19 protein-coding genes are annotated in these 19,140 nt (G+C 45.0%); all 19 read right to left on the bottom strand.

What is annotated here, in order from left to right:
* Positions 1–36: 36 nt before the first annotated feature.
* The gene (locus V7M78_RS16720; protein WP_333651504.1) at positions 37–555 is read right to left on the bottom strand and encodes a DUF4280 domain-containing protein; all 519 of its coding nucleotides are present in this window, start codon (positions 553–555) and stop codon (positions 37–39) included.
* The gene (locus tag V7M78_RS16715) at positions 556–1,074 is read right to left on the bottom strand and encodes a hypothetical protein (RefSeq protein ID WP_333651503.1); all 519 of its coding nucleotides are present in this window, start codon (positions 1,072–1,074) and stop codon (positions 556–558) included.
* Entirely contained in the window at positions 1,071–2,045 is a 975-nt protein-coding gene (locus V7M78_RS16710) for a pentapeptide repeat-containing protein (protein WP_333651502.1), read from the bottom strand. Before V7M78_RS16710 ends, V7M78_RS16715 begins: the two co-directional genes overlap by 4 nt.
* Positions 2,046–2,055: 10 nt before the next feature.
* Positions 2,056–3,480, bottom strand: a complete 1,425-nt coding sequence (locus tag V7M78_RS16705; RefSeq protein WP_333651501.1) for a phage late control D family protein — start codon at positions 3,478–3,480, stop codon at positions 2,056–2,058.
* Positions 3,481–3,491: 11 nt separating this feature from the next.
* Positions 3,492–4,952 (bottom strand): contractile injection system protein, VgrG/Pvc8 family, encoded by a 1,461-nt coding sequence (locus V7M78_RS16700; RefSeq protein WP_333651500.1) that lies wholly within the window; start codon positions 4,950–4,952, stop codon positions 3,492–3,494.
* A gap of 14 nt (positions 4,953–4,966) precedes the next feature.
* Positions 4,967–5,581, bottom strand: a complete 615-nt coding sequence (locus V7M78_RS16695; RefSeq protein ID WP_333651499.1) for a hypothetical protein — start codon at positions 5,579–5,581, stop codon at positions 4,967–4,969.
* An 85-nt stretch (positions 5,582–5,666) separates the two neighbouring features.
* Complete coding sequence (locus tag V7M78_RS16690) at positions 5,667–6,593, bottom strand: hypothetical protein (protein WP_333651498.1); 927 nt, start codon at positions 6,591–6,593, stop codon at positions 5,667–5,669.
* Positions 6,594–6,651: 58 nt separating this feature from the next.
* A complete protein-coding gene (locus V7M78_RS16685) occupies positions 6,652–7,428 on the bottom strand; it encodes a hypothetical protein (RefSeq protein WP_333651497.1) in 777 nt (258 codons plus the stop codon).
* Between the two features lie 12 nt (positions 7,429–7,440).
* On the bottom strand, positions 7,441–8,136 hold the full coding sequence (locus V7M78_RS16680) for a hypothetical protein (RefSeq protein WP_333651496.1): 696 nt from the start codon (positions 8,134–8,136) through the stop codon (positions 7,441–7,443).
* Positions 8,133–9,422 carry a hypothetical protein gene (locus V7M78_RS16675; protein WP_333651495.1) on the bottom strand — a complete coding sequence of 430 codons (1,290 nt, stop codon included), beginning with the start codon at positions 9,420–9,422 and terminating at the stop codon, positions 8,133–8,135. The genes V7M78_RS16680 and V7M78_RS16675 overlap by 4 nt, the downstream gene beginning before the upstream one ends.
* Positions 9,423–9,427: 5 nt before the next feature.
* On the bottom strand, positions 9,428–11,944 hold the full coding sequence (locus V7M78_RS16670) for a hypothetical protein (RefSeq protein WP_333651494.1): 2,517 nt from the start codon (positions 11,942–11,944) through the stop codon (positions 9,428–9,430).
* A complete protein-coding gene (locus V7M78_RS16665; protein WP_333651493.1) occupies positions 11,941–13,671 on the bottom strand; it encodes a PP2C family protein-serine/threonine phosphatase in 1,731 nt (576 codons plus the stop codon). The genes V7M78_RS16670 and V7M78_RS16665 overlap by 4 nt, the downstream gene beginning before the upstream one ends.
* Positions 13,652–14,512 carry a PP2C family protein-serine/threonine phosphatase gene (locus V7M78_RS16660; RefSeq protein WP_333651492.1) on the bottom strand — a complete coding sequence of 287 codons (861 nt, stop codon included), beginning with the start codon at positions 14,510–14,512 and terminating at the stop codon, positions 13,652–13,654. The genes V7M78_RS16665 and V7M78_RS16660 overlap by 20 nt, the downstream gene beginning before the upstream one ends.
* 11 nt (positions 14,513–14,523) lie before the next feature.
* Positions 14,524–15,021 (bottom strand): FHA domain-containing protein, encoded by a 498-nt coding sequence (locus V7M78_RS16655; RefSeq protein ID WP_333651491.1) that lies wholly within the window; start codon positions 15,019–15,021, stop codon positions 14,524–14,526.
* 49 nt (positions 15,022–15,070) lie between these two features.
* Positions 15,071–15,637, bottom strand: coding sequence for an FHA domain-containing protein (locus tag V7M78_RS16650; RefSeq protein ID WP_333651490.1), 567 nt, complete (start codon positions 15,635–15,637; stop codon positions 15,071–15,073).
* Positions 15,638–15,654: 17 nt separating this feature from the next.
* On the bottom strand, positions 15,655–16,071 hold the full coding sequence (locus V7M78_RS16645; protein WP_333651489.1) for a J domain-containing protein: 417 nt from the start codon (positions 16,069–16,071) through the stop codon (positions 15,655–15,657).
* Between the two features lie 53 nt (positions 16,072–16,124).
* Complete coding sequence (locus V7M78_RS16640) at positions 16,125–16,550, bottom strand: membrane-associated protease 1 (RefSeq protein WP_333651488.1); 426 nt, start codon at positions 16,548–16,550, stop codon at positions 16,125–16,127.
* Positions 16,551–16,583: 33 nt separating this feature from the next.
* Positions 16,584–17,012: a membrane-associated protease 1 gene (locus V7M78_RS16635; RefSeq protein WP_333651487.1), complete on the bottom strand. Its 429-nt coding sequence runs from the start codon at positions 17,010–17,012 to the stop codon at positions 16,584–16,586.
* A gap of 99 nt (positions 17,013–17,111) precedes the next feature.
* Positions 17,112–19,140, bottom strand: a 2,029-nt coding sequence (locus V7M78_RS16630; RefSeq protein ID WP_333651486.1) for a transcriptional regulator, incomplete at its 5' end; no start/stop codon positions are given.

Here is a 19,140-nt window from a genome sequence, read left to right as displayed (position 1 = left end):
TGTTCACAGCCTGTTTTTCATACTGCTGCCTCATTCTCAACCTCCGGCTTCTGGCTGTCCTGCGTTTTCCAATTTGATTTCGCCTCCATACATGCAGAAAATCTTCGCTTCTCCCAAAAGTGAATGGGCTGAATCAGTTTCCACATCTTCTTTCCCGTTATCCCACTCCTGGCCTCCCACAATCTTGGGCTCACACTTTCCCACTACCTGAGGCATGCCTTCAAAAGCTGCCGAAGGATCATTCTGTTTTGCCTGTTTACTCTTCCCTCCCCCAAAACGGTTCATAACCTTATCGATAAACGTATCCGGGGCTTCTTCCTCTATCTGTCTCTTTACTTCCTCTGCCGCTGCAATGGTGGAGGGATTTTCCATGCTGAAGCACCCTCCAAAGCAAATGATGTTAACCTCTGGCTGGCAGTCTTTTACCGTCATCAATGCCTGCCCCCGCATGAATACACCGTGGGACTGGCGTAATACAACGTAAGAAGGACGCATTCCCATGGTACAGGTAGCACTGGAGCAGTGAACCACATAGGTATCCTTTAAATCCGGCATTTAAATCACCTCTACTTCCTTCAAAATGATTCCAACCACATGTCTGCGAAGCAGGCTTTCTGCCACTTCCAGGCTGATAAACGGATGGGGAAACCTCTTATCTTCCAGCATAAATGCCTTGTGTTCTCCTATTTTCTTTTCATCCAGAGCCAGCCGTTTTATGCTGCCATTGGAATAAAACTCTGTCTGGTCAGATAACATATCCAACCGTTCCAAAAGCAGCTGATGGTAAAGTACCATGGTCTCTTCCTCTTTGTTTGCAAAAACCACAATCTTAAACACCATGTCATCTTCATACATATCTAAAACCCTTTTGACTTTATCTGATACCAGAGCAATAGGACTTTGAATAAAGTCCGGAATCGTCTCCCCTCCCTCTTTTAAATACATCACGGTGGAGTCATTTAAATCAGCTTCATCCTCTTTATAAAAAATATGTCTTGGACCACAGATATCAAACTCTCTAAACTGAATCACATCAGGCAATGTGATATCTTGCTGCATCGTAAAAAATCTCATTGGGCTGCCACCTCCTGCCAGGTTATAATGACTTCAGCCTGTTCCGGGCTGATATCAATTTCCAACACCTCTTTTTCTGTGAAGGATGCATGAGTCATATCTGCACCGTCAAAATTGTTATCTTTTAATATACAGCCCTCAAAATCCGCCTGCCGCAAAACCGCACCTTTAAAGCTGCATTCTTCTAACAGACAGTTCTTAAAGCGGACTCCGGTTAAATTGGAGCCGTCAAAAACCACATGTTTCAAGCTGCAATCTTCAAAAACCGTAAAATACAAACACTGGTTTTGGCATATGGAATCCTTTAAATTGGTTTTGTACCAATAGCCGGAAACCATCTCATCTTCCTGGCTGGCTGCTTTCTGAACAGAGCGCTCCCACTCCTTCTGATCCTTAGGTATCCGGTCAACGCTGGCAATCACCTCGCTGTTATCCCGATATTCTCCCCAGCGGATGCTCCAGGATTCTTCCTTGGGTATTTCTGAAAAATCCTTATTTTGTTCCACATCCCGAAACATAAAGCGAAGCTGGGCCGACAGCATGGAATTGCACTCCATAACCAGATCCTGATATAAGTTTTCTACATCATACTGATTCACTTTTCCCATGTATTTTCTGATATTTTCCCTGCACTGATCCCTAAAAGGCTGAAGAACCCGGAAAAGAAAATCAAGGGAAAAAGTAAGGCAGACCGGCTCTGTATCCATATACCATCTGGCATCAAAAGCCTGGACCAGGACGTGATAACTTTGATTCAGTACGTCTGTCCTCAGCAGAGAAAAGTACATAAACATGATCTTTTCCTTTTCTGATTCCTCTGCTGCTTTCCTGACCCCGCGAAATACCTGCTTTAAAACGGCGGAAAGAGTCTCTGCCTGTTCCTGGGTATGATTCCAGAATTCTGCTTTTATTTGATCCATTGCCTTTTTTTCGTTTTCTCTGAACTGCTCCAATGCCTCATTTCTGGTCATCTGCATCCTCCTAATCTATCTTTACCTCAGTCCCCTTGATATACAGGTTTCCATCTTCTGCCGCCTGAATCTGACCGCCCTGGGAGCACATGATGGATACACATTTACTGCCATGAAGCACCACATCTGTTTCCGCCGTAATGTCTATATTATTCTGGGCTCCGACCATGACTTCGCTTTGGGCAGAAAGTGATACCTTGCCATCCTTTCCAATTTTCAGACTGGCGGCACCTCCGGCACATGTTAAATTAACTCCGTCTTCCCCCAGACTCATTTCCTGCCCGTGGACGTTGCTTAAATATTTGGTGGACGGAGATCCCATCCGGTCTCCCCCCGATCCGCCGCCACCGGTTCCGTCATAGTCACTGACTGAACTGACGGCAATTACATCTTTCGTATGCTTTGACGGAAAATAAATTCTGACGTGGTCTCCCCGTTCCGGCATATAATACCAGCCGCTTCCATCGGGGGAAGCAGATAAGGTAGAGTATGAAAACCAATATACAGAACCCTGACTGTTTTCCCCGTCAATCATCAACTGGGCTTTTACCTTTTCTCCCGCCACATCCAGAATTTTTCCTTCAAGAGCTGCTCCGATTAAATGCATGGGATACTGCTTGGCCTCCAAAATACCTGTCTGTTTCTGAAGCTCACATCGGCAGTGCAGCAAGCCCTGTTCCAGCGTATAGTTAAATCCTCGAATCCTGAGTGACTCTCCCTGGTAATTAATCTGTTCAAAGAGCTCTGGGGTATGATCAGTCTCTACTGTATAAATCAGAAAATCCACATCCCCTACAGCCGCTCCCTGCTGCTGCCAGTAATTGCAGACCCCCATCTCTTTTTCCGCTCTGACCCGTTTATATCCCCAGGCCCCCTGCGCCATGGAGGGAATTCCGCCGTAAAGCTTAATTTGCTCCATACCAGGGTAACAGGCCAGAGGCGCATTCAGCTGTGATAACATCCTCTTTAAAAATACCCAGTCTGTTTCTCTGTATTGGACGGATATCTCCCCCAAGGGTTTGTCCTCAATTGTAAGATTGATGTCACTGCCCGGATAATCTGCTAAAACAGCATGAATTAATTGTCCATAGGTCATGGCTGTATTCTGAAATGATCTGGATTTCTTTTTTAAATCCATGAATAAGCTGTAAGTTCTTGCCTTTACTTCTATGTGGTGAAAGGCTCCAGAGCCCTGGACCACTGCCTCTGTCACTACTCCTGCAAAGATTGTCTGCTTTTTACCTTTCACCTGCACAGAAACCGATATGGGAGCGTATTCATTCATTTCAAACAATGTATTCTTTCCTTTGTCTTCCGACAGGAAACCGCTGATATACAGACTCCCATGCTCTCCGGGGCGGCATTCAATCTTCAGTTCTTCCAGTTTTTCAAATGTCAATCCCTCTATGCAAATCTGATCCAATGCATATGCCATAAGACCGCCTCCTAATTCTCCTGAATCAATTTACCGTGCAGTTCAATCTTTCCGGCTGTCATTTCAAAGTCTGCACCTGCATCATTGATCATCTTAATTGATGTCTGAGCCGTAATAGTGAGCTCATTCTGGGCTATAAACTGTAATTTTTCGGCTGCAGAAATGCAAATATCATTCATGGCGTTCAGCACCACACTTCCGTCTTTCTTAAGGCACACACTGCCCTGATCTCCTGCCGATATTACAACCCCTGTCTCTGTAAACTGAACCTGATTGCCCTGGGCTGTGGAAATGCTCCTGACATTTGGATTGCCCATTGGATCCGGTGCTGCCCCGCCCATGCTGCTCCCCGACTGGGATTGGGGTTCATGAGGCTTAATATTGGTAATAACATATCCTTCTTTTTCATCATCCACCGGAAAATACACACGGATGCTTTCCCCCTGTTCCGGCATACAGTACCAGCCGCTGCCGTCAGGAGATGAAGCTACTGTTGAAAATGGAAACCAGTAGTTATTGGCCCCTCCGCTGCCTGCGTCAATTTCCATATTTACCTGAACCTTATCGCGGTTAATTCCCGATATGATGCCATCAATGGAAATTCCGGTAAGGCGCTGGTTGAAATAAGGCATGACCAGCAGTCCATCCTTTTGCTTTAACAAACACCTGTTTATCAAAATTCCATGATCTAACATCCTCTCAACGGAAGCGATATACCACGAAGCTCCTTTATATGTAATCTGACTGCCCATGATGGCAATGTCATAAGTATCCACCTGATAAGTAACTGCCTGTGCCTTTGTCAGACCTTCAAATCCATTTTCCTTCATAGATTTCAGCCAGTTAAAATCCTGTCTCACAGTATAAGGCAGATCATCCCAGTCCCAGTTTTCAGGACTTGGATTTACATCCACCTGAAACCGAATAGCAGAAAATGATGTGTCCGGGTAAATGGCCGCATGGTACTTTGAGAAGAAACGTTTTAAAAATTCCCAGTCAGTCTCTTCGTATTGAATCAAAACCTGGGCAATGGGAACATCAGGTACATTGATCATGTAGTCCGCATTCTCATAGGTATTCATGACCTCATCCACCAGCTGCTTAACGGTCATCTGAGGATTTTGAAATGCCCGGCTCCTGCGTTCGATATCCATATACCTGGTGGAATCCCAGGCCTCCAGGCAAAGGATGCGTTCATCGCCATCTTTTCTCATGGAAATGTAATCGACAATCCCTTTAAATAAGATTCCTTTTTCACTTCCTCTTTGATAAGTTAAAAACACCTCGTCTGATATTGCGTGGAATTCATTTTCATCTATTTCGCTGTCTAAAACAGCCTCTGCATATAATTTGGCATGCTCACCTGGAATCTGGCTGATTTGGATAAGCTTCACATATACAGCTCCTGCAACAGACAGGAACATGTCTTTATAGGTAATAGCCCACTGACTCTCTCCTCTATAGTTCTCCAATGACTCCTCCCCCTTTACCGTGTTCCAAACCACTGATCCATGTGCCAGACCATGGCTTCCAGAACAATGCCATAAGTGTCCTTTTCTTTCTTCATACAGTTAAAAGTACCTGTAAAGCGTTTATCTTTTCCTTTCATGCGAAACATCACATTATAAATCCAGCCTTTTCCGCTGGGAACTTCATAACAGAGGTATTCCATATTTTCCAACTGCTTCTTTTTTAAAACTCTGGCAAATAAATTATTTCTTGCCATTCCATTTACCAGCAGATTGGCCCACTGGTCCATGGTAATTGTACGGATATTTTCTCTCAGCCATAAAACAGTCTGGCTTAGCTCATGGTCATGGTTGACAAATACTGCCGATTCCTCTCCTTCTTCTGATGCCTGATAAAAGTTTTTAAGAATAGGCACCGGGATGTTTTCTTCAAAGTAAACTCTATTCTCAAACTCCAAGGTTTCACCTGCATGAAGCCTCAATACTCCCTTTTCAATCCCTGCAATTGCTTCTTCCAGGGTCAAAAGCTCTTCCCGGGCATCCAAAGCCGCCTCTTCACGTTCCGCTTCCTCTGCACGCAAAGTCTGTCTTCTATACCGCTCAAGCATTGCTATTTTTTCATCTGAATACATACGATCGGTCCCCTCCTTGTTTATGGCTGTCCTGCCCATACTCTCCGTCCAACATCATCTTCAAATATTGCAGAACAGCTAATTATTACAACGGCGCACAAGAACTCACTATTTCTTCCAGTATCGGTTTATATTCCTCAAGATTGTCAGGAAGGCAAACCTGTAACACAACTGCAAACCTTTCATACTCTTTTAATTCTACTAAAGAAAAAATATAGTAATTTTCCATACCGGACAATTCGCCAAAATACATAACCGTTTTTATTCTCTTATCTCCAATTTCTTCATCTTTCATATCTTCAATAAATTCGAAATTATCCCTCACTATCCGGGCATCGTTAATGTGTTTTTCCAAAATATCTTCAGGGCTTACACCTATCCCAAAATCCGCTATTTCATAAGCAAAAACTCCTGTTGTTGAATCTCCTGAAGCCGGGATACACTGCAAATCAAAAGGATGTTCTTCCTCATACATTACCCAGTCATCGGGAAAACTAAAGGATAAATTTTCTGCCGTGAAAGTTTTAGACTGCCCCTCCTGTGAATAAGTTTCTCTCTCTGCTGTCAAAAGGAATACTGCTCCGCCTATAACAGCAGCAGCCAGAAGAACTACAATGAAAACGGCAATAATAACGCCTGATGTACTTGTTCCGCCGCGCTTGCTTATATACTGCTTTGCGTCACTCTCTGTCATGTTAGAAGTTTCTGCAATGACCTTTATACCCTTTTTACGGTAATGAGATTCTGCATATATTCCCAGAAATATATGAAACAGCACTCCTGCCCCTGGAATAATCATTAAACAAACAGAAATTATTCCACTTAACAGGGCTTCTAAATACATCTTCCTGTATACCAGCCAGTAAACCGGAAAAAGAAACACGGTCCAATTCCAACTGGAAAAATTTTGATTTTCAGGGCGGCCATCCCATTTGTTTTTATAGTATCTGTAATTATTTCCTACAAATAATTCCATTCCCCAGTCTTTCAATATCTGCTGCCCTTCCTCCATTGTTAATCCTCCATCTTCTGTTTTACTAAATGTATTTTAAATCTGTATTTTTTCTCATCTAAAGCAGCATAACACTCCTTCTCCCCTGAAACTCCTTATCCTGCCTACCACCACCCTGTTCCTGTTCCCTCAACACCTTCAAAAGCCCCCGGTACATTCCATAGGTGCTCTGATCCCGCACTTCCCCGTCCAGCTTCACCTTCAAATACTCCATTATACACTCCGCCTCTATAACCCCTTTATTGGCAAGAACATTCATGGAAAAACTCACATCATAAGGATCCTTCGTTCTATTTTGAAAAGTCTCCCTTGCAAACTGCTTTAATATCACAGGGTTCAGCGTACTCATTCCCCCACCGGCATACGGTGCATAAATGAGATTAATGGTATCAAATTCCGTAGAAAAGTCTTCAAAGTTTTCATGCTTATCCCGAAGTCTGGCCCCTTCCTGAAGGCAGAAGCGGCACAGTTCCATTTCACAGGCCGGGTCCGGCGCTTCGTGAGCCAGAACAATCCGGGTATTTCCGCTTACCTGTCTCAGCTCCTTCATCTCTGTCAGAAACTGGAGCTTCAAATACCTTCTCCGGTTGTCCGGCTCACACTCCAGGGAATATGGCTCCTTCATAAAATACAGATGTCCCCCGCGGTATACCATCCCAGGCCCAACAGTCAGTTTCCCGTTATCCCAGGACAGTTCGCAGCCGCTGACAACCCCTTCAGCAAACCCTGAAAAAGAAAGCTGGAGATAATATTTAGGGTAATCTCTCAACTGTTCTAACATCTCCCCCCGAAGCAGTGATTTAAACTGAAACTGGGGATATACATACTGAAACATAAGGTTCACCTCTTAACATAAAATAGTCTCGCCAATTACCATGGCCTCTTCCATTCCAATGATGCCAAAATGATGCTCATAAAACAGCTCCACATGATAGGGAATATCCACAAACATCCGGATCAGAAAATCCATCTTTAATTCCAGCGTTTCTCCCTTTTTCTGGCCGATAAAAACCAGAAGTTCAAGTGAATTATAATTATTCTGATAGACAATATTGTTTTTTATCAATGACTGCATCATATCCAGAAAAATATCCAAAGAACTGCCTGTCTCATACTGACGCAAAAGGCCGCTTAAGATGATTTCCCTCTCCTCCCGGCAAAACAGCTTGAAATTTTCTTTTACCGTTCCACCAAATGATCCGTTCTGAATATCCTGATACAGCATCTTTTTATAGTATTCTTCTTTGGTCATACCGGACCGCAGATCATTTTCCGCCAGCTGATGCAAAATCAGATTTGTCAGGTTTTCCCGCAGCTTTGGAAACTCTCCGGGGTCCGGTGGAAATAAATCTTTAAAAATATCAAAAAAACGGTAATAGGGATTTATTTCAACAGCAGCCCCCGGCTCCAAATACTCCTGATTTAAACAGGACCCGGACACTTCCATATATGCGCTGTAACGTTCAGCCAGTTCATAGCGGATTTCACTGCCCTTTAATCCCTGATTCTTTGCCTGAAGCAGAGTTTCCCACAGATAATTCATACCAGCTTTCCTCCGCACCAATATTCCGGGTAAAGCTCCTGCACTTCCGAGGCAATAAAACTGGCAAGATCCCGGAGAATCCAGCTTTCACTTCCTTTTGCCTTAAAGAGCAGAACCAGCGCCTTGCCTTTACTGCCATCCCGAATTTCATCTTTCATGAAAAAGTTCATGGAGTAAGTCTCAATCCGGCTCTCTCCAATCTCCTTCAAATGGCAGTCCTGGTATTCAATCATGTGATCCAGCCCAAATCCCCGTATAAAGCGCTCCAGCTCTGCCTTGGTCTTTACTCCCTGATTTGTCCGCTGGCGGAACCGTTCTGAAAAACTGTCTTTTCTCAAGTTTTCCATAATCGGATAGGTATGCCGGTCCAGCTTACTGCCGTTTCCTCCTCTTATGACGAAGACATCCCATTTCTTCACACTGGAAACCTCTCCCGTTACCAGCAGCTTTTCCCCGCTCTGCCGGACGTGGCGGATACCGGCCTGCTCATCCACCAGATAAACGTGTTCTGTTCCATAATTTTTAATGGACATGATATGTTCATAATTTTTATGATCTCCGCAGGGTATGGGAAAGCCAATGCTGTCCAGCTTTAAATGGCCTACATTCCAGATTGGAATCATGTCATAATGCACCAGCTCATTATATTCTCCGAAATCCGTCCTCAAATCAGTGACCGTAGCCCCTGACACCGCTTCCTGAGGCAGTCCGGTAATACAAACATCTGCCATTTTAAATAAATACGGAGCATTTACTGTTTTCCAGGGAATACCGTTTTTCATGAACAAATGATACAAATGCTCTATTTTATCTAAATACCGGGTACATTTTTTCAGACTTACAGATACCGGATACTCCTCCTCTGCCTTTAAAATGCCAGAAAACGTCTCCTGCCGGTCAAATATCCTTTGAATTTCCATTGCATCACACTGCAAAAGTACTGTGGCAATCCGAAATTCCCCATTTGTCTTGATTGCCTCTTTTATTTCCGATATTTTATAAGAATGCTCCTGTAAATCCTCCGGACACATGGCGCTCATCAGCCGGTCTGACTGGTCCAGATAGGCTTTTTCCACCAGTCCGGTCCGGATCAGATACAGATTTATGTCATAAGCCAGATCATCCATAACCCGCTGCTCCAGTTCCTGGTACATCTTTTCATTGGCTTCATAAAGGGATAAGAACACCCCCTCCATCAAATCCTTAAAAGCAACCCGCTCTTGCAGGCTGGTGATGGAACGGATTTCTTCCCGTATCATGTCTTTCATCTCTTCACTGCCAGCCATCCTGCCTACTTCCTCCCATTAAAAAAGTTTTCTTCCCAGGTATCATCTTCAAAGGCAAAGAAGGTTTCTTTCCCTTTGTAAAGCAGTTCTTTTTCTCTCATAACAGGAAGTACCACAAATCCCCAGTGCTTTCTGGATACCCAAACGAAAAACTTCATTTCTCCTTCCTGAATGATATCCGTCTCCTCCTGAATTACCGTTCCTGCGTACTGGGTATTGATTTCCTGCTGAGTGGTCCGTTCAAAGTCCTTCATATCACAGGTAAAATAAGAGGTTTTTAATTCTTTTCCCGACACATCAAGCAAATGAATATCCAGCTGCTTTCCAATCATAAACCGGGAAATATAACCGATATGTCCCTCTCTGTCCAGACTGCGTACCAGGGTCTTCGCTTTTCCTTCATGGGTATAAGACATGATTTCATAAGGCAATGCTCCCACCTGATAACTCTGGCTCACATTCATATACCCCAGTTTACGGTTAAAGAAGTAGGAAAGAGCCCCTTCCAGGCAGCACATCTTAAGCTCTGTTTCCCTGGCTTCGCTGCTGCTTCTCTGAATCAGCACTCCAGGCACGTATTCTTTTAAGGCCTCTTCAAACAGCCTGGACTTACAGGATTGTCCCGTCAGCTTGATCATCTCATAATTGGAAAGCTCTCCGGTCTGAAACTTATGCTTTAAAAACCGCTCCATGACCTGGTATATATCAGGCCTTAGAATTTCCTCTATCTGGTGCAGATAAAGGGGGAAAGATATGTTTTTCTCCAGCCGTTTTAAATGCCCGCCTTCCATTACCGACAGTTTCCATTTATCTAAAAACAAATGCTGCTTTCTTTCCTCTTCAGCCATTTTTTCCGTGCTGATACAAAGCTCATACTGAAAACCCGACTGGAAAAATGATTTCTTAATCTGCTCTGCAAGCTGAAATAAGTAATAATAGTTATTTTTCACATAAAAATAAATTTCTCTTCCACGGTCCGCATACTCTTTAAATCTGGTAGGAAAAACCTTTTCTGCAAGCCGGTACTGCTCCTCCAGCCGTTCATAAGGATTTTTGCTGCCCACATCCTCCACCAGCACGCCCGGGCCGGACAGCTCTGCCTCTGTCTGCCCAGGGAACTGAATCTGCCTGCTGATGCATATTTTCAAAAGCTGCATAATCCGGTAGGTCAGGTTGTTGCCGCCAAAGTTGGTATCCCCATTTTCATAACTGGTTTCTAAATCCACATTGTAGGAAATCCGGCTGCTGTGAATACGGAACCTTCCGGAGGTCAAATCCGTTGTTCCGCCTCCGCAGTCAATGATCAGGGCATGATACCAGTGATCCTGCTCATAATTTCCACTGGAGATCAAATGATCGATACTGGAAAATAATACGGCCACTCCTTCATCCAGGGTACAGTCCACCTCTGCCTCAGGCAGCAGTTCCTGAAACAGCTCCCTGAATCGCTCCTTTTGACGGATAGGCGCCAGAATCTGAATATTCTGGAAGGAGCATTTAAACTGCTTTCTCGCCATGTCAATTAAATATAAAAAGAAAGCCTTCAGCATATCTTTTCTGCATACTAAGACCTTGGCTCCATTTTCCAGGATGACGCTTTCCTTCCGCTCCGGATCGCTGATCCACCGTTTGATATCGTAAAATACCGGCACATCCTGATCCAGATAATTGCTGCTGCTAAGAGCCATGGCATCATATCCAAACACATATTCCACTGTTTCCCCATGAATTCCCGATACCCCTATCATGCTTGGAATCACATGGCCGTTTCCGCACCTGGCCACGTTTATACTTCCGTCAGGCAGGCAGATTCCCATGGTGGTATTACAGCTTCCAAAGTCAATTACCAGAGGGAGCTGGCTCTTCTCCGCCTGACGAAGCTCCAGATCCAGAAGAGGAATCTGAATACAGAACAGGCTGCCCGGCAGTCCCCTGTCTTGTCCGTAATACCGGTCATAAAGCAGTTCAGAAATCCTCTCTGCGGGAAAATAAAGGATGGAATACTGATGCTTCTGGGGCTCTGCAATGGGAACATCTTTTCCTTTGCAGATCCAATAGTCTCCCTGATTCTCCTTTAAGTAAAGGCAGGTGTGAATCTGATAATTCTCATCCACCAGAAGTAAGTTGCCCTCGTAGAGAGAGGTTCCTATTCCCTGGGCCTGGTAACCATCCACCTCATCTACAGCCATATCCATGTACAAAACCAGACTTGCCGGTATCTGTATTTCCTCTCCGGTCTTTACATCCATGGGAGTGGAATCCAGCAGGATCTGGAGCCTTTCCAGTCCCCCTTCACAGAATTCTGTAATGTGGCGGTAATCCTTCTGCCCTCTGAAACGCATAATCAGACGGATAAAGCCCTCTTTATCAAGGGGAGAAATATCTGATGATACCAGCCGTTCTTTTCTGCATATTTCACGCAGCTGAAATGTAGTCATCTTCTCCAGCTGACTTCTTCTGTATGTATTTTTCTCTGCCGGATCTTTTGCTCCCGGGTTTAAGGTATAAGTATATTGGCTCATAAGTGATCTCCTGGTTCTGCCTGGCGTTGGTTTAAAGCGGCTTCTTCCTCCGTTTTCTTTTGTCTGGCTGCGGTAATGCCGGCATTAGCCGCTCGAATCTTGTCGTTTAACCCATCTGCCAGTTCGTAAAGCTCCAGCCTGGTGTAAATGGACTGGGCCGTCCTGTAATAAGTAATGGCGCTTTCATACTGCCCGTCTGCCAGCAGTTCATTTCCCTTGTTTTCCAAATCAATGGCATTTTTCTGATCATTCAGTTTCTGCTGGTTTTCAAGCTCCAGCTGGGCCTCCTCAGACTCCTTTATCGCCGCCGCTTCTTTCTCCTGAGCCTCCTGGGCCTCTTTCTTTGCCGCCGCCTCGGCTGCCTTCTCCTTTTGATCAGCTGTTTCTGCCTTCTGTTCGGCAGATGCCTGTTTGCTTAAGGCTTCATCTTTTCCTGCTGCATAATAAAGAGCCGCCGCCTTATCTCTGGCCTGACGGTAAGAAGCAATTGCTCCCTCCATGTCGCCGTAGGCTTCTTTTTCTTCTCCCAGCCTGATTAAATCATACACATCTATATATGCCCTGGTCTGTTCCAGCTGCTGGTCAATGTACTTTTTCCCCACATTTCCTGCCTGCACCGACAGTTCCCTGGCTCCTAAATAAAGCTCCTGCGCTTTCTTATATTCTCCTGCCGTCATTGCTTCATCTGCCAGTAATATCTGATCTGACAGCTTCAAATACTGGTCCGCCTCTGAAAGTTCCTTCTTTTTCTTCAGGCTGTTAGCCAGTTTTTTGGCCTCTGTATAATCTTCAGCCGCCTTTTTGTAATTGTCATACCGAAGATAGGTCTCTCCGCTGTCCATATGCTGGGAAAGATTCTGCTCCTTGTTCTTCACACTGCGGTGCCTTAAATAAAATCCCAGGCTGATACCGCCCGCCACCAGAAGAACAGGTATGGCAATCATCAGAATCTGTTTTAATGAAAGCCGTTTCTTTGGATTCTGATAAACCTTTTGAATAAAGGTCACTGCCAGAGAGTAGTTATCAATGCTCCCCCAGGTTTTCTCCTCCTGCTGGCCCAGAATGACATCTTCCACTCTGTCCAGAATATCCCCAGGCTCCTTTGCATCCTTGACAGCGTTCATCAGCTCTTCATCACTGCACCGCTCCCAAAGCCCCCGGGTGAGCTGGGCTAAAATATCGCCGTCTTCCACCTTGATTTTAGGGGATATCTGAATATCCGGCTGTCCCCGTTCTCCCAGATAAGAGTACAGATTGTTCCGCTCTTCGTGGACGGCTGCCTGATCAAGGGGAATCTTTTCTTCTCTCACCATGTTCTGAGTCAAAGACTGATCTGCGGTCTGAACCAGATACCGGTTGTTGCGGATCAAATAAAACCGGCTGTTTCCCACATAGCAGTACCGGATCTTTTTATAGTCCGTCACAATCATGTTGACGGAGGCCTTTAAACGCATCCCCTTGTGTTCTTTTAAAAGCTCTTTATGAGCCGTCTGCATGAAACGGAGGAGATTTCTTTTCCCCATGGAGGGATGTTCCGTAAAGCTTCGAATCAGGCTTTCCACAGCAAATCTGGCGCTGTTTGCCTCCAGATCCCCATCCAGACTGTCCGCCAACACATAACAGGCGAAATCATCCATTTCCACATATCCGAAATAATCACGGTTAGATAACTTCTGCCCTTCTTCCGACATATAACGTGTCTGGAACTCAGAATTGATCCTTCTCATTTAAAACCTCCGCTTTCAAAAGCAGCACGCTTCCATTATCTTTATCCTGGCCCGGCTTTTGGTCAGCCGCCATTACCAGGCAGTCTGCTTTTTCCTGTAATGTCATTTCTCTTGTAAGAACATCCTCAATTTCTGCCCAGGACAGCTCTTCGAAAATGCCGCAGCTGGCCAGAAAGATCACATCTCCTGCCTTTAACCGGACCGGCTGCTCACACAGCTCTATTTCCCGAAAACCGTCTTTTCCCAGGTAATTCCATATTCTGGTTTCCTCCAGACTCCAAATGGTCTCTTTTTTCGTCAAACGCCCCTCTTCATAGGCATTGACTGCCAGCACATCCATGGTCTGACCTTTGCTTAATGGAATTAATTCATCCCGCCGGAACAAGGCAATCCGGATATTTCCTGCCAATCCGTAATGAAGCATGGCACCGTCGGTGTAAACAGCTCCCAGACAGGCACCTCCCCGCCGGTTTCCTATGGTCTTCTGAATGCGGCTGTTGGCTTCCAGAAAGGCAGTACGAAACAGATACGGGGGATTGCTTACGGTATGGTATGGCTCAAAACCGTCTAAAAGGGCATCAGCAGCCATCTGGGCACAGAGTTTTCCCGTATTCTCTTTTCCGATTCCATCTGCCAGAACGCCCATAATACCTGCGTGGTTTTTATATACATCCACAAAATCAGCCTGGATTTCCTGATTACCGGTTGTCTGGCTGACGGCCCATTCCCCTGATCTGCCTCCGGCACTTTCCCCGGGAAGAGAAGAACCGTACTGCATCCGTTTCAAAACAAGGAAGATCAGAGCGATAAACAATATTCCCAAAATCCATGCTGCTCTCATATCAGACATCATCATGTTTTATCATTCCATTCAAAGTTATCTCCGCAAAGAGGAATAAACAAAAACCGGCTCTTTCCCAGTTCTATGGTATCGTAAGGCTTGATATCAGTAGGAATATAGACAGCTTCTTCATTCAGATAAACCAGACCTTCGGAATCTCCCGGCAAAAGCACTGTACTGCGTTTTTTGGGATCGTATACCACAATGGCGTGATTGCGGCGGTTGATCTCATTGTCACCGATGATCTGAATGTCCATATCATCACCCCGGCCCACAAAATTTTTCCCGCTGTGGATTTTGTAATCCATTCCCACTCTGGCTCCGGCAATGCAGACCAGCCAGCCGCATACCGGTTTCACTTCCTCCTGTAAAAGCTCAACAGGCGGTTCAAATCCAATGGGTTTACCGCTTTCCTCATTCTCCTGGCTTTTCATCTTACAGTAAGGGCATGTATTTCCATAACGAATGGAATTATAAACATGTCCTGACGGGCACCTTGTCAAACTCATGGCTTTTGTCTCCTATCTCTTCTTTCTTATTCTTCCGGTACTGCTAATACTATGTAAACAAAAGTTTGGTATTGGCAATATAGATCACATCTCCCGGACTGATCCTGCACGGACGGCTCTGAACCAGACGGTAGCAGACTCCGTCTTCTATTTTTCTCACCTTCACTCCATTGTGGGAATCCAGGTCTTCCAAATACCATGAATTGAGGCAAAAATTCAGAGTGGCATGCTGAACATCAATCATGGCACTGTATTCACATTCTCCAAGATCTACATCCACATCCTCATCTTTACTTTTCCGCCCGATAATTACCGATACTTCTCCAGTTAAATCCCAGGATTTTACCGGCTTTTCCTCTTCATTAAGCAAAATCAGCTCACAGGCTCCATACTGGCTGCCTCTGCCTCCGGCCGCCGTTTCCCTTTCATAATCCTTCTGCCCATTTAATCTGTACAGATCAGCAGCCGCTGCTGCACACAGAACCAGTGACAGAATCACCGCCATATAAAAGAGGCTTGGGGGAACCTGAAGCACATAGGCCGATGCTGCAAAAATACAGGAAATGATTAAAATAGTGATATCCAGCCTGATCTTCTTTTCTCTGTTATTTTTCATTTTATTATCTGCTCCTGTCACTTTCCTTTTCCGGTCCCAAAGAATGCAGCAAACATTTCCTCCGGCTTAATAGGTCCTTCCGCCCTGCCTGCCGTCTGTCTTTTATCCCGGTAGGTCTCCATCCCTTTCCCCGGCTGAAAACCAAAGAACCGTTCAAACTGGCTCATATCAGGAGCCGCCTCCCGTTCCCCTTCCCGGGACTTTGGCTTTTCTTTATTTCCCGTCCCCTTTAAGGCGGCGTCATATTTCTTTCTCTTATCTTCATCTCCCAGAACCCCGTAGGCTTCCTGGATCTCATACATTTTTTTATTTCCTGCCGGATCGTCTTTGATCACATCCGGGTGGTATTTCTTAGCCAGCTTCCGGTAGGCTGCCTTAATGTCTTTATCTGGTGCCTGAGGACTTACTCCAAGGATCTTATAATAATCAAGCATGTGTTTTCTTCCCTTATCAAAAGGAGGCCACCGTTTCGGCAGCCTCCGCATGTTTACACGCTGTATCCGCCTTCCACAGCGATCTGCGCCATCTTGTCTTTTTTCTGCTTGACAATAAGCCTGAATGTTCCAACACCTTCTGTATCACCGTAGTCTTCTTTGTAATCCACTACAAATGCATTGGGATATGTATATTTCCTCACTACCTGAGAAGCTGCAATGACTTCAATGGTCACCTTCCGGTAGCAGTCTGACTTTTCTGCCGGTACTAAAGACCAAAGGCCCAGCTGTCTTGTAGAGTCAAAAGGATCTCCGTCAACTGCTGTTAATATCTTTCCTGAAATCTCTACTGTACTCCCCAGGTCAGTGGAACGTGCATTGGAATCATGGGGAATATCTGTTCTGAATTTTACTCCTGTAATGCTGATGGTTCCTAAATCAATGGTAGACGGTCCTTCCACTTTTAATGTAAATCCCATAATTTGTCCCTTCCTTTCTCTTATTCCTCCTGATTATTCTCCGCTGAATCCGCCTTCGAATTTCAGGGAAGCCATCTTGTCTTTTTTCTGTTTCACAAGAAGCTTGAATACGCCGGTTCCTGTTTCATCTGTGAAGTCTTCTGTGTAGTCAACCACAAATGCATTGGGAACTGTGATCTGGCGCACTACCTGGGAGGCACTTACCACATCGATCTGCACATTCCGGTAGCAGTCTGAGTTTTCCGCCGGAACCAGAGACCATCTGGCCAGCTTGCTGGTATCGTCAGCAGCCTCTCCGTTTACTGCAGCCAGGATCTTTCCTTCCACCAGTACCGTTGAGCCAAGGTCTGTGGACCTGGCATTGGAATCATGGGGAATGTCCGCTCCAAACACTACATTGGTGATACTTGTCTCACGCAGCTCTACGGATTCGCTGCCTGTGATTTTCATTCTGAGTCCCATATTACGTCCTCCATTCTTAATAAATAATTTTTTATAATCCATAAGCCTGTACCGCCGGCTTTCGGATACAGTGGTTTTTCAATGCCTTATTGGGCATATCTATGCGGTCTGGCCCTTTCTGGTCAGCTCCACCTTTAAGTTTCTTGTGGTATTGCTGAAGGTCAGCTGAATATTGCAGATACCGTTCTTATCATCAATGCTGTAATCCAGTTCATCTCCATCCTGAAGCAGGGAGTTGACATACTGGCGGCTTGCATCCCATTTGCTCTTCTGGCTGTTGGGATTGTTGCTGAAGAACTGCAGTATCTTATCTTTCTTAAAGTCTCCGCTGTAGAACCGGAGCATTCTCTCAATATAGGTGACCAGAAGGGTCTTGTAAATCGGTTCAAATTCCGTTCCGTCACTCAGTAAGTTCCTGGCCTTATAGACCATAACATTTTTAATTTCCCTTCCCTTGTGCTGGGCATTGTCTGAGGTGAAAACAAATCCAAAACCGGTATTGTTAATGGAATTTTTAATGGCATTGGTAAATCCTGATATTTCCTTTGTCATGCTGGTGGTGACCAGAAGGGCATTATCACCTGTCTCTATGTCATAACGCACACCCGGATACTCCATACTGGTGTTGGGGAATCTCTGCTTTAAGTATTCCGGGCACTGCCATGAGGCAGAAATTCCGGCAGCTCCGTAAGCAGCTCCCACATATACGCCTTCAATCCACATCTTCATCACATCCTCTTTCTCCTGGGAAAGAGCCACGTTTCCGTTGTCATCAATGACCATACGCTTGTCCAGAATCAGCCCGGACTTATCTTTCGGTATGATGGTGATGTTGGGAATGCAGGGAACTACGAACTCGCTGTACTCCTTCTTCATCAGAGGAGTACACTTGTCCTTAAACATGCCGATTCCTTCTGTTGCCACATAATTAAATGTGCTCTCTTCTCCGGTGGAAAAGCTGAAAAATGTGGTTATCTTATATGGGTTGATGGCATTCATCAGGGTTGCAAGGCTTTCCATGGAATTGGTTCCGGGTTTTTTCACCTTCTGGTTTCCGGCAAACCTCATTCTCTGCAGCTTTCCGTCTCCGGACTGGTTCAGTTCCACATCAGGAATGATTCCAAACCAAATGGTATTTTCAAATTCATTTTTATCATTGGTGGTATTTAAATAAGTCAGAAGTCTTGGCAGGTTGCTTGACTTTACCATCATTTCCAAAGGAGTGTTGGTAATCAGAAGCTTAGGCTGCATTCCTTTTTCCTTTACCTGGTACTGGTCAAAGAATGCCTTCACCCCTAAAATTTTTTCAATAAGCGGTTTAACTGCCTTTACAAAATCATCCTTGCTCTTTTTATAAAATTCCAGGTAGGTATTGTAGTTGTTTACCTCCGCTTCCCGGTCTACAGAGCTTTCTACTGTGGAACCCAGAGGACAGAAGGTCCTGACTACCAGTTCTCTCACATAATCGGACTGGTTCTCATTGAGGGCATCGTAATCATCCCGGAAAGTCTGGATCAGACTGGTGTTGATCTGGTCATCGACGATAGCCAGCTGAGTTCCCTCCTCCTGCTTCATCTCCAGAATCTTTAATTCCCCGTCATCTCCCATGCTTAAAAGTCCTGCTTTAAATTCCTGGCCGCTCTGGGCTGCTTCTCCGTCTCCCAAAAGCAATCGGGTTTTTATATCCTCAATGGCAAGGGGGAGCATGGCAAGCACATTGTTATAATTATGGCTGGCCTGCTCGAACTGGTAATTCAGCTTATCGCCCAGATCAAGGCGTTTGGGATCTTCTTCATCCAGCTCCATGTACTGTCCGTAGGTGTATTGAACCTCTTTCCGCACCTGACGGATGTCTTCCATAATCTTTTTCGGAGATATCATGTCCAGAACATTGCTGAACTTAAAGTCCACATTTGCCACTCCCAGGGAGCCTTTTGCATCCTGTAAAGTAATCAGCATGTTAAGCAGATCATTCATTTCATTAAGCGGTATTTCTGTAATGCAGTTATCCGGTATATTTTCCGGGTTTACCAGACTGTACTGAATGCTCCCTGTGTTGGCATCGCACCAGGATGTGAATGGCATAATAAAAGTACCCACTTTTGGCGGAGAAAATTCCCCACCTTGT

It is taken from the genome of Lacrimispora sp. (genome assembly GCF_036758025.1).
Taxonomy (GTDB): domain Bacteria; phylum Bacillota; class Clostridia; order Lachnospirales; family Lachnospiraceae; genus Lacrimispora.
Note: the sequence above shows the minus strand (reverse complement) of the source record. Positions and strands in the feature narration are given on the sequence as shown.